Below are 25003 nucleotides of genomic sequence, written 5' to 3'. Positions count from 1 at the left end.
AAAGTAGTTGGCCGATATGGCCGGCAACACTCGGATCAGTCGAGGATCGCGAAGATGTCGTCTTCCTTCACCACCAGCAGGTCGGTGCCGTCCAGCTTGACCTCGGTGCCGCTGTACTTGCCGAACAGCACCTTGTCGCCGGCCTTGACCTTCGGGGCGCGCACGCTGCCATTGTCCAGGGTCTTGCCTTCGCCAACGGCGACAACCTCGCCCTTGATCGGCTTCTCGGTGGCGGAGTCCGGGATCACGATGCCGCCAGCGGACATCTTTTCTTCTTCCATGCGTTTGATGACCACGCGGTCGAACAGCGGCTTGATATTCATTTGCAGCAACCTCGTAGATGGTTGAAAAAATCGTAAAACGGTGGGATTTCGACGCTCGCGCCGACCCGACCGATACCGGATCAACTGCCAGCGCGCCCGACAAGCCGGGACTGCACACGAAGATGGGGCGTGCGGCAGGGCTTTCAAGGGCTCGTCCGCGGATTAATTGCCCACGGCGGCGGCAAGCTCCAAGCCGGCTTAATCCGATAAAGAAAAAGCGCGCCTCCCATGGGAAACGCGCTCTCCTGGTTCGGGAATGGCATCCAGCTCGGCGCATCCCTGCGCCCCTCCCTGACCTGACCCCCTCGTCAAAGCCAACTCCTTGTCGGCCAGCGGCAATATTGGCCGATTTTCGTCACTTTTGCCATAGGCAAACACTATCGGTGCTGCCGCCCGAGCACTATCCCGGGTCGTGACGGCGGGCAAAGGCCACCGCCGTCACGGACAGCCCGCATCAGTACAATCGTCCGCATGTCGGTCGTGATCGTTTATTGCTTAAGAACTCCTGGAGTTGATCGCGGTCGAAGCCGTCGGCGGACACGCCCCGTACCTGGCGTGGATCGCCGAACAGATAAATGATGACGATGACTGAACCGAACCCTTCGCCGCGCTGCATTCGACGCATGGGCAGGTGGACGACATGGGTCAGCGCCCTTGTCGTACTGGCGGCGCTGGCATTGCCCGCAGGTGCGGCGATCAATCCCGATGACCTGTTGCCGGTCGACGAGGCATTCGCGGTCAGCGCACGCGCCGGAAGCGCCGATGCGGTCGCCATCCAGTGGAAGATCGCCGATGGCTACTACCTCTACCGCCATCGCATCTCGGTGACCACCGACGCCGGTTTCGAGGCAAGGCCGCTGCAGCTGCCCAAGGGCCAGGCCCACGAAGACGAGTTCTTCGGCGAGGTCGAAACCTATCGTGACCGGCTCAGCGCCAGGCTGCCGGGCACGGCGGCGGCGGCCAGCACGACGTTGACGGTCAAGTACCAGGGCTGTGCGGACCTGGGCATCTGCTACCCGCCCCAGACCCGTACGCTGACGGTAGCGTTGCCGGCGCAGCCAGCGACACTGGACCCATCCGCCGCGAGCCCGGCAAACGCGGGCCCGGCAAACGTGGTGTCGCAGCGTTCCGGGAGCGGCCTGTCGAACACGATCAGTGCCAATCCGCTGCTGTCTGGCTCCCGATCATCGGGCTCGTTGCTTGGCGGCTGGACGAATAGCGGCACCGACCCGTTGCCACTACCGCCCGAGCAGGCGTTCGGCTTCGAGGCCATTGCCGGCGACGGGGACTCGTTGTTACTGCGCTTCACTCCTGCGAGCGGGTATTACCTGTATCGCGACAACACCACGCTGGCGTTGGCCGCAAACGACGCTGGCATCCGCCTGGGCAAACCTCAATGGCCGCGCGGGACGGACCACAGCGACGAACATTTCGGCGATGTCGTGGTGTATTTCGACCAGATCGACGTACCCCTGCCACTGATACGCCAACGCGCGGATGCGACCACGGTCGCGCTGACCGCAACCTTCCAGGGTTGCCAGAACGATGGCATCTGTTATCCACCGATGACGCGAACGGTCGAGGTGGCGTTGCCGACCGGCACGGTGGCCATCGCAACGGCTGCGGTAAAAGGGGCGAGCACCCCTGCCGACGCGCCTACCGTCAACGAAGTGGCCGCCGATATTCCGGATTCGCCGGTAGCGAGCAGTGCCGACCAGGACTCCAGGGCCGCGATCGGGACAGCCACCCCCGAGGCCGCCACGGCGGACGCCAATGGGTTTGATTCCCCCGGCAACACCGACGGTGCCGGTGCACCAGCAACCAACCAGCTACCGCAAGCGCAGGACAGCCTGCTGGCCGACGCTTTGTCGGGACCGAGCCGCTGGTGGGCGCTGCTGAGCTTCTTCGGATTCGGCCTGTTGTTGGCATTTACGCCTTGCGTGCTGCCGATGATCCCGATCCTGTCGGGACTGATTGCCGGCGCGTCCGCCGGCCACGACAAGGGTCTGGGGGCCGGGCGCGCATTCGGGCTGTCCTTCGTTTACGTGTTCGCCAGTGCGCTGGTGTTCACGGTCGCCGGCGTGGTGGCGGGGCTGGTGGGCGCGAACGTGCAGATTGCCTTCCAGAACCCGTGGGCATTGGGCACGTTCGCCCTGCTGTTTGTCGCACTGGCACTGTCCAGCTTCGGCCTGTACGAGTTGCAGTTGCCGTCGGGCCTGCGCAATCGGCTGGGCTCGCTGGCCGACCATCAGCGCGGTGGCTCACTGGCCGGCGTGGCCGTGATGGGCGCGCTGTCGGCGCTGATCGTCGGCCCCTGCGTGGCACCGCCACTGGCCGCGGCCGTGCTCTACATCGGCCAGACCCAGGACCCGGTATTTGGTGGTGCCGCGTTGTTCCTGCTGGCGATGGGCATGGGCGTGCCGCTACTGGCGTTCGGCGTCGCCGCCGGCAAGGGACTGCCGACCAGCGGGCCGTGGATGGTCGCGGTGCAGCGCGCGTTCGGCTTCGTGTTCCTGGGTCTGGCGATATGGATGTTGTCGCGGGTGCTACCCGACTCCTGGACCCTGGCGCTGTGGGGCTTGCTGTTGATTGCAGCGGCGGCGTCGCTGGCACTGGCGGCCACCAGACCCGCCGCCCGCGACGTGCTGCGAGTGCTGGGCTGGACCGCCGCCATCGCACTCGGCGTGGTCGGGGCGAGCCAGCTGGTCGGCTCGCTGGCCGGCAGCAGCGACCCGCTGCGTCCGCTCGACGGTCTGGCCTCGGGCACGGCGACGGAATCGCGCGAGCTGCCGTTCCGATTCATCAAGTCGGTGGCCGACCTGGAGCGCGAAGTCGCTGCCGCGCACGACGCCGGCCAACCGCTGCTGCTGGATTTCTATGCCGATTGGTGCGTGGCCTGCAAGGAGATGGAGAAATACACCTTCCCCGAGCCGCAAGTGCACACAGCGCTGGATGGTTTCGTCCTGCTCAAGGCCGATGTCACCGCCAACGACTCCACGGACCAGGCACTGATGAAGGCACTCGGCATCATCGGCCCGCCGGCCACGTTGTACTACGTCGACGGTGCCGAGAAACGCGAACTGCGGCTGTTCGGCTTCGAAAAAGCAGGCAAGTTCGCCGAACGCGCGCAAGTCGCACGTAGCTCGATGGGAGCTGGAACATGAAGTCCGGCACCCGGATCGTGTTGGTCGCGGTGGCCGCCGGCATCGTGGGCGCCGTTGCCGGGTTGTGGTTCAACGGTTCCGATCCGTTGCTGCGCAGTGATCTCGGCCAGCGCACCCTGCAGCAGGCGATCTCGGCCACGGCGCCGCCCGCGCCGGCCGGGCTTGCAGTCGCCAAGCGCGGCGAGACGATACCGACCTTGCAGCTGCCGGACCTGGACGGCCGCATCATCGAATTGCCAGCGGCGCACCTCGGCCGTCCCCAGTTGATCAACTTCTGGGCCAGCTGGTGTGGCCCGTGCATCGAGGAGATGCCGGAGTTGGACCGCTTTGCCGCCAGCCAAGCCGCGGATGGGACCCAGGTGGTCGGCATCGCGCTGGACGAAGCGGCCGCCGTGGCCGCGTTTTTGCAGAAGGTTCCAGTCAATTATCCGATCCTGATCGATGCCGCCGGACCGGCCGATTCCGGCGTGCAACTGGGCAATCTGCGAGGCGTGCTGCCGTATACGGTCCTGCTGGATGGCCAGGGCCGGCTCGTCAAGCAGAAGATCGGCCCCTTTCGGCCCGGCGAGATTGATCATTGGGTGCGCCAATAACCGCCGGGACAGCGGTATTCCCGAACCTTGGCATTTTTCAAACAGCCGCTTAATTTGCGACAACTTCGGCGAAACAACTGCGAACTTCTGGACAGCTGACCCGCGCTCCGCCACACTGCCGACCTTTCCGATAGCCGGCCCAACATGGCAAAATTGCTGCTCCTGCATGGTCCCAACCTCAATTTGCTTGGCGAGCGCGAGCCGGCCATCTATGGCAGTGCCACCCTGGCCGAGATCGATTCCCGCTTGCGTGCCACCGCCGTCGCCGCGGGGCATCAACTCGACAGCCTGCAGTCCAATGCCGAGCACGAACTGGTGGAACGGGTGCATGTGGCGCGCAGTGATGGCACCACGCTGATCCTGCTCAACCCGGCCGCCTTCACGCATACCAGCGTGGCCCTGCGCGATGCGCTCGCCGCCGTTGGGATACCGTTTTACGAAATTCACTTGTCCAACCCGCACGCCCGCGAGCCGTTCCGCTCCTACAGTTACTTCAGCGACCTGGCACTGGGCGTGGTCGCCGGCTTCGGTGCCGACAGCTACCGTTACGCCCTCGATGCCGCCTTGTTGCGGCTGGCGACCGCCTGAACCCCAGGCACACCGACCATTTATTCCGTCGCCTCGGCGGCACCCGATCAAACATCAAGAGGGCCCACCATGGACCTGCGAAAAATAAAGAAACTGATCGACCTGCTGGAAGAGTCCAACCTGGCCGAGATCGAGATCAAGGAAGGTGAGGAATCCGTCCGCCTGGCGCGCACGCCGCGCGGCGGCTTTCCGGCGGTTGCACCAGCGTATGCGCCGATGGCGGCTCCCCTGCCGCCGATGCCGATGGCCTCGCCAGTGGATGCCGCCACCGGCGGCAGCAAACCGGCCGACAGCGGCGCCGGATCGACTCCGGGGCAGGCGTTGCCCGAGGGCCACGTCGTGCGCGCACCGATGGTCGGTACGTTCTACTCGTCCCCGGCGCCGGACAAGCCGCCGTTCGTCACTGTTGGCCAGACCGTGGCCGCCGGCGACACCATCGGCATCATCGAGGCGATGAAGATGTTCAACCCGATCGAGGCCGACGCCTCCGGGACCGTGCTCAAGGTCGTGGCCGAGAGCGGCCAGCCGGTCGAGTTCGACCAGCCCCTGTTCGTGATCGGCTGAGGCCGGGTCGATGCTGGACAAAGTCGTCATCGCCAACCGGGGCGAAATCGCGCTGCGTATCCTGCGTGCCTGCCACGCACTGGGCATCCACACGGTCGCGGTGCATTCCACTGTCGATCGCAACCTAAAGCACGTGGCCATGGCCGACGAGTCGGTCTGCATCGGCCCGGCGCCGTCGACCGACAGCTACCTCAACATGGCTTCGCTGATCTCCGCGGCCGAAGTCACCGACGCCCAGGCGATCCACCCCGGCTACGGCTTCCTGGCCGAGAACGCCGATTTTGCCGAGCGCGTGGAGGAGTCGGGTTTCATCTTCATCGGCCCCAAGGCCGAGACCATCCGCCTGATGGGCGACAAGGTCGAAGCGATCCGCGCGATGAAAGAAGCCGGCGTGCCGTGCGTGCCGGGCAGTGGCGGCCCGCTGGGCGATGAGCCTCAGGCCAACATCAAGATCGGCCGCGAGATCGGCTACCCGGTGATCGTCAAGGCCTCCGGCGGCGGCGGCGGGCGCGGCATGCGCGTCGTCCACACCGAGGCCGCGCTGGTCACCGCGATCCAGACCACCAAGGCCGAGGCCAAGGCCGCGTTCGGCAACGACATGGTCTACATGGAGAAGTTCCTGGAGAACCCGCGCCACGTCGAGATCCAGGTCCTTGCCGACGGCCAGGGCGGCGCGATCCACCTGGGCGAGCGCGACTGCTCGATGCAGCGCCGTCACCAGAAGGTGGTCGAGGAAGCGCCGGCGCCCGGCATCAGCGACCAGCAGCGCGCCGACATCGGCCAGGTCTGCGTCGATGCCTGCATCCGCATCGGCTACCGCGGCGCGGGCACGTTCGAGTTCCTGTACGAGGACGGCCGGTTCTATTTCATCGAGATGAACACCCGCATCCAGGTCGAGCACCCGGTCACCGAGATGATCACCGGCATCGACCTGATCCGCGAGCAGCTGATGATCGCCAGCGGTCAAAAATTGAGCATCAAGCAGGAAGACATCGTGATCAACGGCCACTCGATCGAGTGCCGGATCAATGCCGAGGATCCGGAAACCTTCATGCCCAGTCCGGGCCTGATCCAGGAGTTCCACGCGCCGGGCGGCCCGGGCGTGCGCGTGGATAGCCACATCTATGCCGGTTACCGCGTGCCACCGAACTACGACTCGATGATCGGCAAGCTGATCGTGCACGGCCCCGACCGCGAAACCGCGATCGCCCGCATGCGCGTGGCGCTCAGCGAGATGGTGATCGACGGCATCAAGACCAACATCCCCCTGCACCAGCGCATTCTGGCCGACGTCGGCTTCCAGCAGGGTGGGCAGAACATCCATTACCTGGAAAAGCGGCTGAAGGAGCAGAAGGAAAAGTCGCTCTCGATCGTCTGATCGGGCTGTCGGGCTGTCGGCCCAGCGGGCTATCGCGGCTCGGCGGCCACTCCCGGTGCCGGCCGCTGCGTCCCCTCGACCGGCTTCACGCCGTCGCTCGAGGACACACTTACCACGGTCACGTATTCGCTTGAACCGTCGGGCCAGACCACCTTGAAGGTGCTGCCGGTCGGCAGCGCGGAGAACGGCGCGCCGCTGCTGGCCCGGTAAGCAGCGGCCACCTGCGCGGCTCCCGCCATCCGTTTATCCAGCGACGAATGCACCGAGGTTACCGCCACGGCCGACATCTCGCGGTAATCCTGTCCCAACACGTCGATCATGACCCCGGTGGCAGCGACGGAATACGCCGCGAGCAACAACGTCCAGAACATCATCTTGATCCTGCGCACGGTGGCTTCCTTCTTCATTTCGGCACCTTCTCCTCGCCTGTCAGCGAGTTGACCATTTCATTCACCACGTCCGCCCCCTGTCGCGGAACTGCAGCATCGAAGACAAAACTACGGAAATCCTGACCGGAATTCCGCGAACAGATCCCACCATTGGCGCACAGCGACGTCATCAACGTGCTGTCGGCGCTGCAATCCATTCCCAGCTCGCACGCGGCGACCTTCCAGGCCACCTCCGCCAGCTGGGTGCCCGCCACCTGCCCGGCGAAAGCCTGCTGGCCGCTGGCACGGATGCCCATCGCCGGCGACAGCGCAGCAAACGATTCCGGGTCACCGGAGCGCTGCACCCGCTCGACCAGGTCATGCCTGTACGCGTCGCTCGTTTCGAGCGGCTCGCCGATCGCCAACAGAGCCGCCTCTGCGGCGAGGCTGCCGGCCTCGGCCGCCTCGGTTGTCCCCACGAGGATCGCCGTATAGGACAGGTCATCGCGCGGCACGAACCGGGCACAACGCTTACCTGTTCGGGTTCGGGCGGCGACCATCGCCTCGGAGGTCCTCAGCTGCATCTCGCCGATCGCCTGCGTGTCACGGGCATAGTCGGCCGGAGCCATCGCATAAGCGGAACAGTATTCGTGTACCCGGCTCAGCATCCAGGCCGCTTCCGGATCCCCGGCCCGTACGGCGGGAGCCAGGGTGTTGGCATAGGCATACAGGTCCGGCGCGCTTTCAAGTTCCGCGCGGCGGCTGGACTTGCCGGGTAACGTGGCTCGGTGCGCCTGGCGACGCGGGTCGAGGGGGGCGTGATCGACGGGGGCTCGCTGCGCATTCGCGGGAACCGGAACCGGAACCGGAACCGCGATATCGGCCTCGACCGGTCCCGCGCCGGTGGAGGCGACCGTGCCTTCCCCACCTGGATACGCCAGGACCGCCGCCAGCAACAGCAACGACGCCAGGCAGAGCAGAAGCAGTTGGCGAGGCATTGCTGGCAATGGAACGGCGACTCCCTGGGTTCGGACCCGGCGTCATCTTAAATCAAACACCGATCGGCCGGTTGCCTGCGGCCGCACTACGCCCCAACATGCAATGTCCCACACCCACCCCGCCGGTATGCCTTTCCTCGAACTTACCCTGCCCTGCACCGAGGCCGACCAGCCCCGCCATGAGCGCGCGCTGGAAAACGTCGGTGCACTCGCGGTCACCTTGACCGATGCCAACGCCGACGCGCCCGACGAGCAGGCGATCTTCGAACCGGGCGTCGGCAAGACTCCCCTTTGGGGCGAATTGTCGCTGACGGCGTTGTTCCAAGGCGACGCCTTGCCGGAGTTGTTGCTGCATGCGTTGTCGGCCGCCGACGAAGGCATCGACTGGTCGCGCGCAACGTTCCGCGAGGTCGCCGACCAGGACTGGGAGCGCGCGTGGATGGACCAGTACGAGCCGCTGAAGTTCGGTCTACGTACCTGGATCGTGCCGTGGAACCACGATCTCCCCGATGGCGCGGATGCGGCCGACGCTGCGGTGGTGCGGCTTGATCCCGGCCTGGCATTCGGCTCCGGCACCCACCCGACCACCGCGCTTTGCCTGCAATGGCTGGACGGGCTCGCCAGCGACGGCGTGTTGCCCGGCGCGAGTGTCCTGGACTTCGGTTGCGGCTCCGGCATCCTCGCTCTTGCCGCACTGAAGCTCGGCGCTTCGCAGGCGACCGGGGTCGACAACGATCCCCAGGCGCTGACGGCCACCGCCGACAATGCCCACCGCAACGGGGTGGAAGCACGCCTGGCGGTGTACCTGCCCGAAGATGAGCCTGCCGGGACCCGCTATCCGGTGGTGGTCGCCAATATCCTCGCCACCGCGCTGATCGCCCTCGCCGACGTGCTCGCCGCGCGGGTCGCGCCGGGTGGCCGGATCGCACTGTCAGGCATCCTCGCCGGACAAGAGAACGAGGTCCTGGCCCGCTATGAGGCGGACTTCGAGCAACTGCAGGTTGCACAACACGAAGACTGGATCCGGATCAGCGGCGTCCGGCGCCGCTGATCCGACGGACAGCCCATGGCCATGGTCATAGTGATGCACCGGTCTCGCCGTTCGCCAGACCGTCCGCAAGCCAGTGCGGAAGCCGGCTTGCCAGTCGGTGTCGGCTAGACTGCGCCGATGTTCGTTCCGTGCCCACACTGTGGCTTCCTGGTTGCACTGATCGTCTCTGGCGCCGGTGCGCCGCAGCGTTGTCCACGTTGCCAGACTGAATTGCGAAGTGAAGCCCACTCGACCCGCCCCCCTCCAAGCGGCCCTGTCGCGCCGGCAACCAAAGCCTCCTCCCCGACCGCATCGAAAGCGCCAGCCGACACCGCTTCGATGCGCACTGGGCGCGGTCGCACAAAGCGGGGCATTCCCAGCTTTGCCCGCATCGCCTCACGGTCCCGGACGACTGGTCCTCATTGGCCAAAAATGCTGGGCGTGTCCGCGCTGGGCCTGTTGCTGGTGGCGCAACTGGTACTGGCGCAACGCAATGAGCTCGCCGCCAACGAGCGCTGGCGCCCGGTGATCGGCGCCATCTGTACCGCGCTGTGGTGTGATTTGCCCGCCTGGCACGAGCCGGGCGCATACACCATGCTGGCCCGCAGCGTGCAGCCGGCCCCCGGCAAGACCGGCGTACTCCGCGTCCGGGCCAGCTTCCGCAACGACGCGCGCTGGCCACAACCATGGCCCGCACTGGTGCTGAACCTGTCGGACATCAACGGGCAGCCCGTCGCCGCGCGCGTGTTCGACGCGTCGGAGTACCCGCATCCGGGTTCAGGCGATGCCCGCAGCGAGCTGGCGCCGGGCCAGAGCGCCAGCGTCGAATTGGAGATCATCGAACCGGCCGTGCCGGTCGTCGCGTTTGCATTCGACTTCCGCTGATGCGGAGAAAATCGATATGTTGCAGGGCAATCGCACGTTAGACTCCTAGGCCGTCGTCGTCTCGCGCCTCGCGATGGAAACACACGATGACGGACGCCACAGGATTTGGGGGACACCATTGAACGCTGCAAGCCGTACCGACTCTTCCCGTCCCGGGCCACGGGTGCCGCTGCGTGATCACGTTGCCACGTCGATCCGGCGCTACCTGGGAGACCTGGACGGTTGCGACAACGGCGATCTGTACGAGATCGCCCTGCGCGAGCTGGAAATCCCGCTGTTCGCCGAAGTGCTCGGCCATTGCGACGGCAACCAGAGCCGCGCGGCGGCGATGCTGGGTATCCATCGCGCGACCCTGCGCAAGAAACTGCGTGAGTACGGGCTGGCCTGATACCCGCTGACGCAAAGCGCGCTGACCCGTCGCCCGGCACTGCCGCCGGCAAGAGCGCTGCCGGCCGGACCAGTCGGGTGCCGGCCGGTATAATTAACGGCTTTCCCGACCAAAGCCTGCCGCCATGACCGCAACCTCCACGCCCGGCCCGGTGACCCACCATCCGGTCAAGATTCGCCGTGCCCTGTTGTCTGTTTCCGACAAGACCGGGCTGATCGAGCTGGCTCGCGCCCTCGTCGGCCATGGTGTCGAATTGCTGTCGACCGGTGGCACCGCGAAGGCGATCCGCGACGCCGGCCTGACGGTCAGGGACGTCAGCGATGCCACCGGTTTCCCGGAGATGATGGATGGCCGGGTCAAGACGCTGCACCCGGTCGTGCATGGCGGCCTGCTGGGCCGCGCCGGGACCGATGATGCGGTGATGGCCGAACACGGCATCGACGCGATCGACCTGCTGGTGCTGAACCTGTATCCGTTCGAGCGGGTCTCGGCCGACCCGGACAGCTCGATGGAACAGATCATCGAGAACATCGACATCGGTGGTCCGGCGATGTTGCGCTCGGCGGCGAAAAACTTCGCCCGCGTCGCAGTGGCGACTGATCCTGCCCAGTACGCAGCACTGGCCGATGAGCTGGAGATCAACGACGGCGCACTGTCGGCACGGACGCGCTTCGCGCTCTCGGTCACCGCGTTCAACCGCGTCGCCTTCTACGACGCCTGCATCAGCAACTACCTGTCATCGATCAACGACGACGGCAGCCGCGCCTTGTTCCCGGCGCAGAGCAACAGCAGCTTTGTCAAAGTCATGGACCTGCGCTACGGCGAGAACCCCCACCAGTCGGGCGCGTTCTACCGCGACCTGTGGCCGGTGCCGGGCACGCTGGCCACTTTCACCCAGTTGCAGGGCAAGGCGCTGAGCTACAACAACCTCGCCGATGCCGATGCCGCGTGGGAATGCGTGCGCCAGTTCGACGCCCCGGCCTGCGTGATCGTGAAGCACGCCAACCCCTGCGGCGTGGCGGTGGCGGCAAACAACGGCGACGCCTATGAGGCCGCCTTCGCGACCGATCCAACTTCCGCGTTCGGCGGCATCATCGCCTTCAACCAGACGCTCGACGAGGCCACCGCGAAGTCCATCCTGGACCGCCAGTTTGTCGAAGTCCTGATCGCCCCCGACTACGAGCCGGCCGCGCTGGATTACTGCAACAAGAAGGCCAACGTCCGCGTATTGAAGATTCCCCACGGCGACGGTCGCAACAACATCGACGTCAAGCGTGTCGGTTCGGGCTTGCTGATGCAGACCAGCGACATCCGCGAGGTGACGCACGACGAGCTCAAGGTGGTCACTCAGCTTGCCCCGACCGACGCCCAGTTGGCCGACCTGATGTTTGCCTGGCGGATCGCCAAGTTCGTCAAATCCAACGCCATCGTCTACGCCCGCGACCAGCGCAGCATCGGCATCGGCGCCGGCCAGATGAGCCGCGTGGTATCGGCAAAGATCGCCGGATTGAAAGCCGAAGAAGCCGGTTTGAGCGTGCCCGGCTCGGTAATGGCCAGCGACGCCTTCTTCCCCTTCCGCGACGGCATCGACGCCGCCGCGGCCGCCGGTATCAAAGCGGTGATCCAGCCCGGCGGCTCGATGCGCGACAAGGAAACCATCGCCGCCGCCGACGAGCACGGCATTGCCATGGTGTTCACCGGCGTGCGGCACTTCCGGCACTGATAGAGCTTTGCTGCGGAAGTTGGCGGAGGCCGACATAACGCTGCCTCAAGCGCAGCCAGCAGCTGTGGCTGGCGCCGCCGAGGCCGACCGCCCCACCAGAGCGCTCGGATGGCCCGCGAACAGCGCCATCAGATGATCATCAGTGGTTCGTCGGCCGCCCCGATGCGCCAGAGATCAGCCAATCACGCCACTTGGGAGTTCGACTCCACTCCTGTACGCCGAGTCAGCCGGGTGTCGTTGCCACGGTAATGCACGCGCCAGCGCAAGTAACCTTCCGGCTCCCATGAGCCCGGCGGGTTGATGCCCATGATCTCATTATCGAAGGGCCGGAACCCTGCGAACGAGTCATGGGCGTAATCGGCATAGAGGGTCGCCGAGGCCGGCGGCGTAGGAGGTGCCGCCTTGATCCGCTGAAGAACCGCCGGCGCCTCGGGCGCCAGGCAGTCATAGTCACGGGCAATGACGTGGCGTGCCAGGATGCCAAAGCCTGGAATGGTCCCCAACAAGGATTCAGCCGCGCGTGTTCCTGCTGATGGTGGGTTTTCCAGCGCATGGATGTCGGCAAGCAAGGTGGCATTGGCGCCACGTAGGTCATCGCAATCCCTCGCCGATGCGCGCTCAAACGCGGGCAGCCGCCCGTAATGGTGGCGCGCCTGATACCGCCAGACCAGGTACGGCAGCAGCCATTCGCGCAACGGCTTGCTGCCGCTGCTCTCGGCTCGCCAGCCGTCGTAGGCCGCCTGCAGCTCCGGCGCGATTTGGTAGGGGTCGTACAGTCCCTGCACGGCCAGTGTCTTGTCCAGCGGCACGCGTGCCGCGCGCGCGGCGGCATACATGTGATTGAGCGGTATCTGCGCCAGCTTCTCGGCATTGTCCGACCGCGGGCCGCGTCCCTGCTCCTGCGGCGTGTAACCGCCGCCGACATCCGAATGCATGCCCGGAAATACGAACTGGCGACAATTGGACGGCAACGCGCCCGATGGCGCACGCACCTCGTCCACCGGGAACGAGCCGCGGTTCTCGTGGGCGGCAATGTAGTGTTCGCAATGCCCGGCACGCCGGGGTATCCGCAGGTGCTCGTCGTCGGCCCAGTCCATGTGCCCATCGGTGAACGGCGTCGCCGAGGTCGGCACACCGACCGAGGCGACGGTATCGAACAGACCGACGAAGCGGATATGCGCCTGGACCCCGAACAGCCGGTTGCCCTGGAACAGCTCGTCCAGCCAATGGCAGAACACCCGTGCCTCGGCGGCACCGCGCGAGAAGCCGAAGACGTCGATGAAGACCTCGACCAGCTTGGGCTTGTCGGCCCGGGCAATTTTGTCTGCCAGCAGTGCACCCTGGGTTTGAAGGAATGGGCGACGCGCGCCGAGCCCGCTGGGCCAGTCGCTGAGCAGGCCGCCGCTGGTCATGCCCAATGGCCGCAGCACAAGGCGATGACGCTCAAGCATGCTGGGCTCCCGCCCTAGACCGCACAGGGCTTCGACGGCGGCGGGTTGGAACATGGGGCGGTCACGCTCGATGACTCGGTGCATCGCATTCAAGACCTGCAGCAGGCCGAACACAATGCGGCCCTCGCCGCCACCACCGAAACCCATCCCGAGATCCGCCGGCTCATGCTCACCGATCTCCGGAAACGGGGTGCCGACGCCGGGCACGTAGCTTCGGAAGAGGCCAGCCGTTGGATTTTCCGGATAAGCCGCCCAGAGCCGGAACACATTACTGTCTTTCCGTCGTGATTCCTGGGTACCGACGGTGCCGGGTTCCATCCAGCGGGCGTTGTTGCCCGTACCGTCAAAGAACAGCCCGATGTTGATCCGGACCTCGCATTGGTCGGCGCGGCAATCGCGTACCGGGCGCAATGCTCGGATGCCACCGACATCGCCCGGGTGCGTAGCGTTAGTCGACATAGTCCACGTCTCCTTCCTTGTGCCGCGTGGGGGCCACGCTGCGATCCTTGCCTTGGCAGGTTTGCTCCAACGGGTACTCGTGCCACGGATCCTTCTGCGGGATCGGAATCTTGATCGGGTAGGCCGATTCCGGATGCAGCGCTCCTGCAGGACCATAGGTGGAAGACACGACCCGGACGGAGCCATCAGCAAAAAAATGCACATAGAGCGCTCCGACCTCCTCGTAACGCTCCACCGGCACATGCGCGACGTACTCGTCGGCTTCGCAGTCGCGGAAGTTGGTCACGCCCCAGTTGATCCGCACCATCATGTCCGGACGCCACTTGCCGGGCAGTCGCGTGCAGCACATCATGCTGCCCCCTTTCCCGGCACTGCCACCGCCCTGACCATCGACAGCGAAAGATTGCACCGCGAGATGGCCGGGCAAATGGTCGATGCCGGTCAGGGTCGTCGCCACGGTGTAACTCTCTTCCTCGGCCTGCCCGGGCATGGCATCGCAGGCACCCAGCGTCAGGCAGAGCAGCGCACCCAGGATGGCGCGAACACGATATCGACGATCCGGAGCGTGGCGTGGCGTCATGGTGCAGTCTCCATCGGGCTCTCCCAGTTGTATAACGCGTCGGTATCGCCACCGCGCGAGAAGGTTTGGTCCACAAGATCGGCAAACGACGGATCGTCCAGTGCTTTTCCGCTGCTACGCACGGCCGCGTTGGCCACGGCCAGGCGCCATGGGAACGAGCGCATCCTGCGTTGCTCCAGGAAATTCAGTGCGCCGGCAACCCAGCCATGTCGCTGGCTGTCGTCGCCGCGCGCGGTCAAGGCGGGGTCGTCGGCGAGTACCTCGGCAAGCAGCTGATCGGGTGCGGCCAGGCGGAATAGCTGCCGCTGTTGCGCCTGGTCCAGGTAAAGCGGCGTTTGACCCGGCGCTACGTCCGGCCTCTGGAGTACGCGTGACCGCCCACGGCGGTCGCTGTAGCTCCACTGCTCAACCGGACCAAACAGCGCTGAAAGTTGCGCCGCGCTCAACACCTGCACCACCATCGAGAACGCGCGGGTGTCGGCGTAACGCAGGAAGTGTTGCGAGTACTCGTTGAGGTGCAGGTAACGCATCGCCACCAAGTGCCTGCCGAGCCACTCCAACGAGGCGGGCGACGTAAGCTCTGCAAGGGCATGGCGCGGTTTGCGAGCGTCGTTGAGCGCCGCGACCAGCGACGGCTCGATCGCGCCGTGCTCGACCAGCATCGGTCCGGTCCGGGCTGCCGTTTCGCCGAGATCGGCGTAAACCCGTACCGCGGAGGCACCTTCAAGCTGGGTGTGCTCGTCGTCGCGCAACTGCACACCGTCGAACAGGTAGTAGTGGCTCATGGCGTCAACGCTGCCCATCGGCAGGAACCAGTGGAGCACCCGTCGCAGCGGCCCGCAAGAAGCAACTGAGACAAAACTCGGACTCGCCGAACGCCGGCAACGGATAGTTGATGTTGGCCGGCCCCACAAACGATTTCTTCCCCGCATGCACGACGATATTGCCGGGGCAGGTGACGCTGATGTTGCCGCCTTCGATGGTGATGCTGGCGCCGCCTTCGGTGGCCAGGTGGATGGTCTTGCCGGCGGCCAGTTCGACTTCGGCGTTGGCGCTGATGACCTTGAGCTGGTCTTTCGACTGCAACTTGAGCTGGTCGTGCTGGGCTTGCAGGTGCAGCTCACCTTCGGCGGTGACCAAGGTCAGAGCCTGCCCCTGACTTGAGTCGGGTGGGGCCGCGCTGGGCTCCTTTGACTCCACTGCGCCGGCCAGCCAGCCGATGGCCTGGCCTGCGTGGATGCGCAGGTCGCCGGCAATGGCTGCATTGGTGGCCTGGCCGCTGGCGATGGTCAGGGTCTCACCGACGCTCCAGTGCAGGCTCTGACCGGCGACCAGGCCGATCCCGGCCGGGGCGGTCAGGCCGAGGATCGCGTCACCGCTGTGCGGGACGCGGTCTTTGCCGGCATTGGGCTTGCGGTTGCGGGCGTCGGCTTCGCCGGCGGCCAACCCGCTGCCATCGACGACGGTCTTGGCACTGGTCAGCAACGCCTTGAGCGGCGACTGGTCATCGATCAGTCGCGACTGACCGGGCTTGGCCTCGCCCTGATGAGCCGCCAGCCGGACGGTCTGGTGGGTGCCGGCGATGTCGCTGAAGGCGTGACCCAGCTGTTCGGCCTGCCGGAGCAAGGCGGTGGCGGCCACTTGCTCGCCGGCCGGGGCGTCGGGGTCGTTGGCGTAGGCGCTGACCCACAGGCCGCGCTGGCCGCGGATCGCGCCCCACTGGTCGGTGCGCAGCTCGAACCCTTCGCCGCGGAAGCTGCCGCGGTAGTTGTCGGCCTGGTGGATCAGGTGGCCGAGGTTGAGCTCGGTCGCACCATGGGTGGTTGCCAGCTGGAACCGCAGTTGGCCGTCGCTGTCGTCAAACACCAGGCGGTTGTGGCCGCTACCCCCAAACTCTTTGGACTTGAACCCCGACAGCGCCGCCGGGTTGCGGTGACCGTCCTTGTCGCCGCTCATGCCGTGCCAGGCCGGGGCGTTGCCACCGGCAAGGTTGGATTGGGCGCTGGGGCGATGGTCGCGGGCGTCGGCGTAAGTGTCGGTGTTGGACTCGGCCTCTTGACCGCCCGGCGTCGCCGGGATGCCGGCCTCACCCTGGCCGTTGTAGAGGCTGCCGACGATCACCGGGCGGTCGATGTCGCCGTCCAGGAAGCCGACCAGCACTTCCTGGCCGATCCGTGGCAGGAATTGGCTGCCGACACCCGGGCCGGCATAACGCTGACTCACGCGCAGCCAGCAGCTGTGGCTGGCGCTGGCGCCGTCGGCATCCTGCTGCCAGTGGAAACGCACCTTGATCCGGCCCAGCGAGTCGCTGTGCAACTCGCCGGCGCTGGCACCATCTGCGCCAACCACGATTGCGCTCTGGTAGCCCGGCGCGGTCGGCCGCGGGTTCAAGCGGGCACCGGTGTCGTCGGTCAGGATCGGCCGCCACGACAGGTCGCGCGGCACTGCGGTGAAGGCGTTGCCATAGCCGACGGCTTCGGCCCGCGCTTGCACCGCGGCCCAGGTGATGCGGGACAGGTCGGCGACCGGGCTGGCACCGGCGTCGCCGAACAGGCGGGCGGCGCTGTCGCGGACGGTGTCGGGCAGGTTATTGATGCCAGCCTGGTGGACGGCGACCAGCAGCAGCTCGTCGGGCGTCGTCTCGCCGTCGGTAGGTGCGTCGATGACGGCGAACCACTGGCCGGCGCGAAAGCTGCGCACGCTGGACTGGCCGAACCACTGGGTGGTCTGGGCGGCGCGGGCCTGGCCGATCAGTTCGGCGTAGCGGCTGGCCTCGGTCTGGTTGGCAAAGGCGTAAGCGCCGGACGGGTCGTAGTCCTCCAACATTGCCGCGCTATCGGTTGCCGCGCCCAGTGGCAGGCTGGCACTGAGACAGTGGCTCTTGTAGTCGTCGCTGAGCAGGGTCAGTACGGTCGACTCAACGCCGTGCGCAGTCCCGAGCGCCTGGATGGTATCGCTCGATTCAGTGGCATCGCTGCGGTGGAAACGGATGCCGTTGCCGGCCTCGGCAGTGGCGTCCTGCAAACCCTGCCCGCTGGCCGCGAACAGCACCATGGCGTGGCCACCGGGAGCGTCGACGGATTCTTCCAGCCGCCAACCGAGACCTTCCTCGGCCAGCAGACGGCTGATGAAGTCGAAGTCGCTTTCGCGGTACTGGCAGCAATAGCTGCGGGGGCGTACCTCGTTGAGGAACGGGCTGACCTCATCGCCGACCTGCCACGTTGCCAGCGGCGCGTAGTCGGTGAACACCGTCTCGACGATCTCGATCACGGTCTTGTCCTGGAACACCCTGCTGTGCCGACCCTGGCTCAGCAACCACGTCCATGGGACCAGGCACAGGCGGTAGCGGGCGAGGCCGCCGTCGGAACCGACGCACGTGGCCTCGCGGACCAGCCCGCTGCGCGGCACACGAGTGCCATCGGCACAGCGGGTCAGCAGGGTTGCGCGCTTGCCGAGCAGATCATCCAGCGGCAACTGGGCGTCGGTCGACAACAGGTCGATCCACCATTCATAACTCGAAGACAGCGACTCCCAACCCTGCCAGCGCTCGACGGTGAGCACGCCGGCGGACAGGCCGTCGAGTTCAAATGCATATAGCCGGTCTGCATCGGTGTACCGGGCCAACCCCGCCAGTACCGATTGCACCGCATCCATGATGTTCACGCCCGTCGCTCCTTGACCGGGGCACTGCCCCGACACGTCCTGTGTGGATGCGCAATCCTACCTCATGGACGGGACGGAGATTCTGTTATCTGGCTATGCGGTCCCGGCACGCATCGCTACCCGCGGTCCTTCCAGATCTCATGATCCACGCCATCACCGAGTTCGGGATAGTCGGCGATGTGGAATACCGGCGACTTGCCCGCGTTGAGCTGCCGGTCGTAGTCGCGGGTCAACTTGACCACCACGCCCGACAGCCCCAGCAGCGCGACCAGGTTGAGCGTCGCCATCATCGCCATCGCCGCGTCGGCCGCGTTCCAGACCAGTTGTACCTTTGAGTACACGCCCCACACGATCACCCCGAGCGCGGCGACCCGCAGCACGAACAGCCCGCGATCACCGCCACCGAGATACAGCAGGCCGCTTTCCGCATACGCGTAGTTGCCCAGGATGGTGGTGAACGCGAAGAAAAACAGCGCGATCGCCGCGAACCAGCTGCCCCACTGGCCGAAGAACACCACCAGCGCGTTCTGGGTGATCACCACCCCGTCGCCGCCGTCGGCCAGCACGCCCGACAACAGGATCATCAGCCCGGTCGCGGTGCAGATCAGCAAGGTGTCGATGAACACCCCGAGCGACTGCACCAGCCCCTGGCTGGCCGGATGGTGCGGCACCGGCGTGGCCGCTGCGGCGATGTTGGGCGCGCTGCCCATGCCGGCTTCGTTCGAGTACAGCCCGCGCTTGACGCCGTTGAGCATCGCCGCGGCCAGCCCACCCATCAGGCCGCCGGCCGCTGGCTCCAGGCCGAACGCGCTGCGCACCACCAGCGCCAACACCGCCGGCACCTCGGTGATGTGGGTGATCACCACCCACCCCGCCAGGCCGAGGTAGGCGACCGCCATGAACGGCACCACCCATTCGGCCACCCGCGCGACCGAGCGCACGCCACCGAAGATGATCAGCGCGGTCAGCAGCACCAGCCCGGTCGCGATCTGCGCCTGGCTGAAGCCAAACGCGAGATTCAGCGACTGCGCCATCGCGTTGGCGTGTACGCCACTGAAGATCAGCCCGTAGGAAAACACCAGGCAGACCGAGAACGCCACACCCAGCCACGGCATTTTCAGCCCCCGTGACATGTAATACCCCGGCCCGCCGCGGTACTGGCCGTCCTCGTCGCGGACCTTGTACAGCTGCGCCAGCGCGCTCTCGGCATACGCCGTGGCCATGCCGACCACGGCCACCATCCACATCCAGAACAATGCCCCGGGCCCGCCCAGGCTCAGCGCGATCGCGACCCCGGCGAGGTTGCCGGTGCCGACCCGCGAGGCCAGGCTGGTGCACAGCGCCTGGAACGGCGAGATGCCGGCGGCGTCGCCATCGGTACCACGGCCGATCACATGCAGCATGTGCGGGAACCGGCGCAGCTGCAGGAACTTCAGCCGCACGGTGAAATACACCCCGACTGCGAGCAGGCCGTACACCAGCACGTAGTTCCACAGCACCAGGTTGATCAGCTCGATCACCGGCGCCAGCAGCGCCTCGATGCCGCCGAGGATGAACTCCATCGCGATTTCCATTGTTGTCACCGAAGCGAGGGATGCTAGCAGCCGGCAATCCTCCCGCTCCGGTAAAATCTGACAAATCATCGAACCAGCCGATCGACAGACCCATCTACAAGGACCACGCAATGAAAATCCTCGTCATCGGTGCCGGCGGCCGCGAACACGCGCTGGCGTGGAAGCTCGCGCAATCACCCCGTGTCACCGAGATACTGGTCGCCCCCGGCAACGCCGGCACCGCGACCGAGGGCAAGTGCCGCAATGTGGATGTCGCAGCGACCGATATCGATGGCTTGCTGGCATTGGTCGAGCGCGAGGGCGTTGCAGTGACGGTCGTCGGCCCCGAGGCACCGCTGGTAGCCGGCGTGGTCGACCGTTTCCGCGCGGCCGGCCGCCGGATCTTTGGCCCCAGCGCCGCAGCCGCGCAGTTGGAGGGCAGCAAGGCGTTTGCCAAGGACTTCCTCGCCCGCCACGGCATTCCGACGGCGTATTACGCGGTGCATACCGACGTCGATGCCGCGCTGGCCTACGTCCGCGGGAAGGGCGCCCCGATCGTGGTCAAGGCCGACGGCCTGGCCGCCGGCAAGGGCGTGATCGTGGCGATGACACTGGCCGAAGCCGAGGCCGCCGTGCGCGACATGCTTGCGGACAATGCATTTGGTGCAGCCGGCGCGCGGGTGGTGATCGAGGAGTTCCTGGACGGAGAGGAGGCCAGCTTCATCTCGATCGTCGATGGCACCACCGCCTTGCCAATGGCCACCAGCCAGGACCACAAGCGCGTCGGTGATGGCGACACCGGCCCCAACACCGGTGGCATGGGCGCGTATTCGCCGGCGCCGGTAGTGACCGACGAGATCCACGCGCGCGTGATGCGCGAGGTGGTCGAGCCCACCGTGCGAGGCATGGCTGCCGACGGCATCGCGTTCACCGGCTTCCTGTACGCCGGGCTGATGATCGACCAGACCGGCGCCCCCAAGGTGATCGAGTTCAACGTCCGCTTCGGCGACCCGGAAACCCAGCCGATCCTGATGCGCCTGCAATCCGACCTGCTCGACATGCTCGAGGCCGCGATCGACGAGCGCCTGCACGAGGTCACCGCGCAATGGGACCCACGCCCGTCGCTGGGCGTGGTGATGGCCGCCGAGAACTACCCCGACACCCCGCGCACCGGCGACCCGATCAGCGAAGGGGATGTGCCCGATATCGCCGACACAAAAGTCTTCCACGCCGGCACAAAACTTGTCGACGGCCAAGTAGTAACCGCCGGCGGCCGCGTGCTGTGCGTGTGCGCGCTCGGCGACACCGTGGCCGCCGCGCAGGAACACGCCTACGAAGCGGTTGCGAAAATCTCCTGGGAGGGCGAGTTCCATCGCAGCGACATCGGCTGGCGCGCGATCAAACGGGGCGCAGCCAAGAGCTGAGCCCATTGTCCGACGGGTCATGCGCAGGAACGCGGCGCGCAGGGGTCACTCGGACCGCATCGCACTAGTTAGAGCCGGGTGTCCATCCGTCGCTTAATTACCCTACTTGCCAAACTCTTCCGGGCGAATTATCCTGCCGGCAATGGAGAAAAGGACGCCCCATTGCCGGCTGCCGGTGGTTAAAGCGCTGCTCGACGCCGGCAAAGTGCGCGCCACGTTCTCGGCCTTGTCCGGCGCCGCGGCGTTGGGACTGGACTTCGACGACATGCTTGCCATCGTGCATGAGCTTGCCCCAATGGATTTTTTCAAGAGTATGACGACGCATGCTGACCATAGGATCTGGCAGGACGTGTATCGACCCGCCACCCCGGTTCATGGTTTACCTGAAGCTGACGGTGATGGAGGACTTGTTGATCGTGTCCTTCAAGGAGTTATGAGCATGAAATGTCCATCGTGCGCTGCCAAACTGGTGCAGGACACCCGCGACCTGCCTTACATCTACAAGGGCGAATCAACCGTCATCGCAGCGGTGACGGGCGGGTTCTGCCCGGCCTGCGGCGAGTCGGTACTCGATGCGACGCAGTCGACTCGGGTCAACTTGGCGATGCTCGCGTTCAACAAGCAGGTCAACGCCGCGATTGTGGACCCGATGTTCATCGTCAACGTCCGCAAGAAGCTCGCGCTCGACCAGCGTGAGGCCGCCGAGATCTTCGGCGGTGGCGCAAACGCCTTTTCACGCTATGAGAACGGCAAGACCAAGCCGCCGCTCGCATTGGTCAAGCTGCTCAGGGTGCTGGATCGCCATCCCGAATTGCTGAGCGAAGTCCGGAAGGTTTGATCGTGTTCTCCCATCGTGGCACCTCCCAGCGGTACCACTGACTGTTCCGGAAAACCCGCATGTCGAACAACCAGTACGCATTGCTTGGACAACGCCGTTTCCTGCCGTTCTTCGCGACCCAGTCGCTGGGGGCTTTCAACGACAATGTCTACCGCCAGGCGATCATTGGCCTGCTGTTCTGGTTGGGGGTCAGCAGCGAGCAGAAGACGCTGTATACCAACCTGGCGCCGGCGCTGTTCATCCTTCCGTATTTCCTGTTCTCGGCATTGGCCGGACAGATCGCCGAGAAGACCGAGAAGTCGACCCTGATCCGCATCACCACGGCGATGGAGATCGGCATCATGTCGCTGGCGGCGGTCGGCTTCGTCTTGCAAAACATGACCGTGTTGCTGGTCGCGTTGTTCTGTACCGGCTTGCAGTCGACCCTGTTCGGGCCGGTGAAGTATTCGATCCTGCCGGCGGTGCTGCACCCGCGTGAGTTGACCGGCGGCAACGGGCTGGTCGAGATGGGCACTTCGTTCTCGATCCTGTTGGGGATGATCCTGGGTGGCTCGATCTTCGCCATGGCCGGCGCCAGCGGTCCGTGGGTCGCCGGCGCGGCCGTGATCACGCTGGCGATCATCGGCCACCTGGTCAGCCGGGCGATCCCCAAGGCCGGTGCCGGCGCGCCCGGGCTGAAGATCAACTGGAACCCGATCCCCGAATCCATTGCCGTGTTGCGCCTGGCCAAGAAGCAGTTGGCGGTGCGCAATGCGGTGCTGGGGGTGTCGTGGTTCTGGTTTGTCGGCACCGTGCTGACCTCGCAACTGCCGACCTACGCCGAGGTCAACCTGGGCGGCTCGGCGACGTTGTACATCTTCGCCCTGGCGTTGTTTTCGGTCGGTACCGGCGTGGGTTCGCTGCTGTGCGAGCGGCTGTCGGCACGGACGGTGGAGATCGGTCTGGTACCGCTGGGCGCATTCGGCATGACGGCCTTCATGCTCGACCTGTACTTCGCCCGTCCCGGCGCGGCGACGGTCAGCGGGCTGGATGTGCTCGGCTTCATGCAGCAACCGGGCAGCTGGCGGATCGTGGTCGACCTGCTCGGCATCGGCCTGTTCACCGGCTTCTTCGTGGTGCCGCTGTTCGCGTTGATCCAGAGCCGCACGCCAAAGTCGGAGATGTCGCGGGTGTTCGCCGGGCTCAACATCCAGAACTCGGGTTTCATCGTGTTGGCCGCGGTGCTCGGGCTGGCGCTGCAGCTACCGCCGTTCGAACTGGCCGGCATGCGCGTGCCGATGCCCGACCTGGACATCCCGCAGGTATTCCTGGCCTTGGCGATCGCCAATGCGCTGGTCGCGATCTGGATCTTCACGATCGTGCCCGAGTTCCTGATGCGCTTCCTGAGCTGGGTACTGGTGCGCACCTTGTACCGGCTTCGGGTGCAGGGGATCGACCACATTCCCGACGAGGGCGCGGCGCTGGTGGTGTGCAACCACGTCAGCTACATGGACGCGTTGCTGCTGGCCGCCTGCATCCCGCGGCCGGTGCGTTTCGTCATGTACTACAAGATCTTCAACGTGCCCGTCATGCGCTGGATCTTCCGCACCGCCAAGGCGATCCCGATCGCCGGCGCGAAAGAGAACCCCGAGTTGATGCAGCGCGCGTTCGACGAGATCGACGCGGCGCTTGCGGACGGCCAGGTGGTGGGAATATTTCCCGAAGGCCGGCTGACCAGCGATGGCGAAATTGCCGCGTTCAAGTCGGGGGTGGAGAAGATACTGGAACGACGACAGGTGCCGGTGATCCCGATGGCATTGCGCGGAATGTGGACCAGCATGTGGAGCCGGCGCGAAACACGTTTGGGCCGTATGCGTGTGCCGCGGCGCTTCCGCGCGCAGGTCGAAGTGGTGGTCGCTAGCCCGCTGGAAGGCGCCCACGTGGATGCGGGAGTGCTGGAGGCGAAGGTGCGTGCGCTACGTGGGGATGCCGCTTAGGACCCCCGGGTCCTTGCCCCGGCTTTGTCGCAAGCTCTAGCTCACGAAGCCGGCAATCACGAACAGCGCCAGCGCAGCGAGCCAGACCAGCAGGCAGCGCCAAACCAGGCTCATCGCGTCGTGCAATTCGGGCAGGGCCGCCACGCCCGGCCCGGCCTCATCGGCGTCATCGTCGATGCCGGCGGCGGGACAACCCAAAGCCGCTCCGTCGGCTACCTCTTCGGCCAGCTCACTTCGCACGCTGGCGCGCGCCGCGGCCCCGAGGAATCGGTTATCGATCCGCGCCGAGGCCCCTCCGCCGGAACGCCATGCGTCCAGCACGCTGTCAAAGTTTCCAACCAGCGCCAATGACAGGGTCACCAACTGTGCCACCGGCCATTCCAGCACGGCCAACCAGGTTCGCGCTCCACGCCGGGTCTGATCCGGCACCCGGGCGGCGACATCGCCGGCCGCCGACAGCACGCTCAAGCGATACAGCACCGCGCCAAACGGACCCAACACCAGGAACCAGAACAGTACGCCGAACCAGCGTCGCACCGCGCTGCGGAATACCGGCTCGACCAAACCCGCTCCATCCACCGGTGCATCGGCTTCCATGCCTGTCAGATTCGCAATGGCATCCCGACGGGCGGTCGAATCGGTCGCATCCAGGACTGCGCCGACATCGCGGTCCAGGTCACGTGGCCCCCATGCGTAGAACAGCATGGCAACGCCGAACAGCAGTTCGGCAGTACCCGCCAAGCGGCCTTCGAGCGAGAGTTGCAACAGCCCCACGATCAACAGCCCAGGCACCAGCGCCAACACGATGCCCCAGCGGCTGCGCCAGGAGCTCTGCTCGCCGAAGCGCCCGTTGAGCCAGCCAACCAGGTCGCCATACCAGGCGTGCTGACGTACCGCAGCCGCAAACGACGGCGCCAGGTGGCCGAGTACGAGCGCAACGACCGTGGCGATCAGGGCGATGGACATGTTGGCTTCCCTCCCAGCGTCGCTATGGCTGCGACCGAGTGCATTGATGCCTGATTCTAACGGGGAAACTCCAACGGCGAACCCGCTATCG

General features: G+C 65.9%; 21 protein-coding genes. 12 read left to right on the top strand and 9 right to left on the bottom strand.

The features are described 5' to 3' along the window. Positions 1 to 35 precede the first annotated feature (35 nt). Entirely contained in the window at positions 36 to 323 is a 288-nt protein-coding gene (groES, locus tag ACW7G6_RS12365) for a co-chaperone GroES (RefSeq protein WP_456963359.1), read from the bottom strand. 623 nt (positions 324 to 946) lie between these two features. On the opposite strand from groES, the gene dsbD reads away from it, so the two are divergent. The 5 genes from dsbD (at position 947) to accC (ending at position 6610) form a co-directional block, all read left to right on the top strand. Beyond that, positions 947 to 3487, top strand: a complete 2541-nt coding sequence (gene dsbD / locus ACW7G6_RS12360; RefSeq protein ID WP_456998373.1) for a protein-disulfide reductase DsbD — start codon at positions 947 to 949, stop codon at positions 3485 to 3487. Beyond that, complete coding sequence (locus ACW7G6_RS12355; protein ID WP_456979963.1) at positions 3484 to 4080, top strand: redoxin family protein; 597 nt, start codon at positions 3484 to 3486, stop codon at positions 4078 to 4080. Before dsbD ends, ACW7G6_RS12355 begins: the two co-directional genes overlap by 4 nt. Before the next feature lie 144 nt (positions 4081 to 4224). Further along, entirely contained in the window at positions 4225 to 4668 is a 444-nt protein-coding gene (locus ACW7G6_RS12350) for a type II 3-dehydroquinate dehydratase (protein WP_456979964.1), read from the top strand. Between the two features lie 69 nt (positions 4669 to 4737). Then, positions 4738 to 5232 carry an acetyl-CoA carboxylase biotin carboxyl carrier protein gene (gene accB / locus ACW7G6_RS12345; protein WP_456979965.1) on the top strand — a complete coding sequence of 165 codons (495 nt, stop codon included), beginning with the start codon at positions 4738 to 4740 and terminating at the stop codon, positions 5230 to 5232. A 10-nt stretch (positions 5233 to 5242) separates the two neighbouring features. Beyond that, positions 5243 to 6610, top strand: coding sequence for an acetyl-CoA carboxylase biotin carboxylase subunit (gene accC / locus ACW7G6_RS12340; protein ID WP_456979966.1), 1368 nt, complete (start codon positions 5243 to 5245; stop codon positions 6608 to 6610). 29 nt (positions 6611 to 6639) lie between these two features. On the opposite strand, the gene ACW7G6_RS12335 is transcribed toward accC, so the two are convergent. Both ACW7G6_RS12335 and ACW7G6_RS12330 read right to left on the bottom strand, forming a co-directional pair. Beyond that, positions 6640 to 7017, bottom strand: a complete 378-nt coding sequence (locus ACW7G6_RS12335) for a hypothetical protein (protein ID WP_456979967.1) — start codon at positions 7015 to 7017, stop codon at positions 6640 to 6642. After that, positions 7014 to 7976: a hypothetical protein gene (locus ACW7G6_RS12330; RefSeq protein ID WP_456998372.1), complete on the bottom strand. Its 963-nt coding sequence runs from the start codon at positions 7974 to 7976 to the stop codon at positions 7014 to 7016. Before ACW7G6_RS12330 ends, ACW7G6_RS12335 begins: the two co-directional genes overlap by 4 nt. Before the next feature lie 127 nt (positions 7977 to 8103). On the opposite strand from ACW7G6_RS12330, the gene prmA reads away from it, so the two are divergent. The 4 genes from prmA (at position 8104) to purH (ending at position 12002) form a co-directional block, all read left to right on the top strand. Beyond that, a complete protein-coding gene (gene prmA / locus ACW7G6_RS12325) occupies positions 8104 to 9027 on the top strand; it encodes a 50S ribosomal protein L11 methyltransferase (protein ID WP_456998388.1) in 924 nt (307 codons plus the stop codon). Positions 9028 to 9438: 411 nt separating this feature from the next. Continuing rightward, positions 9439 to 9891, top strand: coding sequence for a DUF3426 domain-containing protein (locus ACW7G6_RS12320; protein WP_456998371.1), 453 nt, complete (start codon positions 9439 to 9441; stop codon positions 9889 to 9891). A 118-nt stretch (positions 9892 to 10009) separates the two neighbouring features. Next, positions 10010 to 10279: a DNA-binding transcriptional regulator Fis gene (fis, locus tag ACW7G6_RS12315; RefSeq protein ID WP_456979970.1), complete on the top strand. Its 270-nt coding sequence runs from the start codon at positions 10010 to 10012 to the stop codon at positions 10277 to 10279. 124 nt (positions 10280 to 10403) lie between these two features. Then, positions 10404 to 12002, top strand: coding sequence for a bifunctional phosphoribosylaminoimidazolecarboxamide formyltransferase/IMP cyclohydrolase (gene purH, locus ACW7G6_RS12310; RefSeq protein WP_456998370.1), 1599 nt, complete (start codon positions 10404 to 10406; stop codon positions 12000 to 12002). A 182-nt stretch (positions 12003 to 12184) separates the two neighbouring features. On the opposite strand, the gene ACW7G6_RS12305 is transcribed toward purH, so the two are convergent. From ACW7G6_RS12305 to ACW7G6_RS12285, 5 genes are all read right to left on the bottom strand, one after another. Further along, positions 12185 to 13912, bottom strand: a complete 1728-nt coding sequence (locus ACW7G6_RS12305; protein ID WP_456998369.1) for a T6SS phospholipase effector Tle1-like catalytic domain-containing protein — start codon at positions 13910 to 13912, stop codon at positions 12185 to 12187. Beyond that, the gene (locus ACW7G6_RS12300; protein ID WP_456998368.1) at positions 13902 to 14492 is read right to left on the bottom strand and encodes a DUF3304 domain-containing protein; all 591 of its coding nucleotides are present in this window, start codon (positions 14490 to 14492) and stop codon (positions 13902 to 13904) included. Before ACW7G6_RS12300 ends, ACW7G6_RS12305 begins: the two co-directional genes overlap by 11 nt. Then, on the bottom strand, positions 14489 to 15295 hold the full coding sequence (locus tag ACW7G6_RS12295; RefSeq protein WP_456998367.1) for a DUF4123 domain-containing protein: 807 nt from the start codon (positions 15293 to 15295) through the stop codon (positions 14489 to 14491). The genes ACW7G6_RS12300 and ACW7G6_RS12295 overlap by 4 nt, the downstream gene beginning before the upstream one ends. Further along, positions 15282 to 18146: a type VI secretion system Vgr family protein gene (locus ACW7G6_RS12290; RefSeq protein ID WP_456998387.1), complete on the bottom strand. Its 2865-nt coding sequence runs from the start codon at positions 18144 to 18146 to the stop codon at positions 15282 to 15284. Before ACW7G6_RS12290 ends, ACW7G6_RS12295 begins: the two co-directional genes overlap by 14 nt. A gap of 125 nt (positions 18147 to 18271) precedes the next feature. Continuing rightward, positions 18272 to 19729 carry an alanine/glycine:cation symporter family protein gene (locus ACW7G6_RS12285; RefSeq protein WP_456998366.1) on the bottom strand — a complete coding sequence of 486 codons (1458 nt, stop codon included), beginning with the start codon at positions 19727 to 19729 and terminating at the stop codon, positions 18272 to 18274. Between the two features lie 110 nt (positions 19730 to 19839). On the opposite strand from ACW7G6_RS12285, the gene purD reads away from it, so the two are divergent. The 3 genes from purD (at position 19840) to ACW7G6_RS12270 (ending at position 23946) form a co-directional block, all read left to right on the top strand. Beyond that, positions 19840 to 21132 (top strand): phosphoribosylamine--glycine ligase, encoded by a 1293-nt coding sequence (gene purD, locus ACW7G6_RS12280; protein ID WP_456998365.1) that lies wholly within the window; start codon positions 19840 to 19842, stop codon positions 21130 to 21132. A 106-nt stretch (positions 21133 to 21238) separates the two neighbouring features. Beyond that, positions 21239 to 21970, top strand: coding sequence for a type II toxin-antitoxin system MqsR family toxin (locus ACW7G6_RS12275; RefSeq protein ID WP_456998364.1), 732 nt, complete (start codon positions 21239 to 21241; stop codon positions 21968 to 21970). Positions 21971 to 22029: 59 nt separating this feature from the next. Next, positions 22030 to 23946 (top strand): MFS transporter, encoded by a 1917-nt coding sequence (locus ACW7G6_RS12270; RefSeq protein ID WP_456998363.1) that lies wholly within the window; start codon positions 22030 to 22032, stop codon positions 23944 to 23946. Between the two features lie 36 nt (positions 23947 to 23982). On the opposite strand, the gene ACW7G6_RS12265 is transcribed toward ACW7G6_RS12270, so the two are convergent. Continuing rightward, positions 23983 to 24912 carry a cobalamin biosynthesis protein gene (locus ACW7G6_RS12265; protein ID WP_456998362.1) on the bottom strand — a complete coding sequence of 310 codons (930 nt, stop codon included), beginning with the start codon at positions 24910 to 24912 and terminating at the stop codon, positions 23983 to 23985. Between the last annotated feature and the right edge of the window lie 91 nt (positions 24913 to 25003).

The organism is Lysobacter sp. A421, assembly GCF_054052145.1.
Note: the sequence above shows the minus strand (reverse complement) of the source record. Positions and strands in the feature narration are given on the sequence as shown.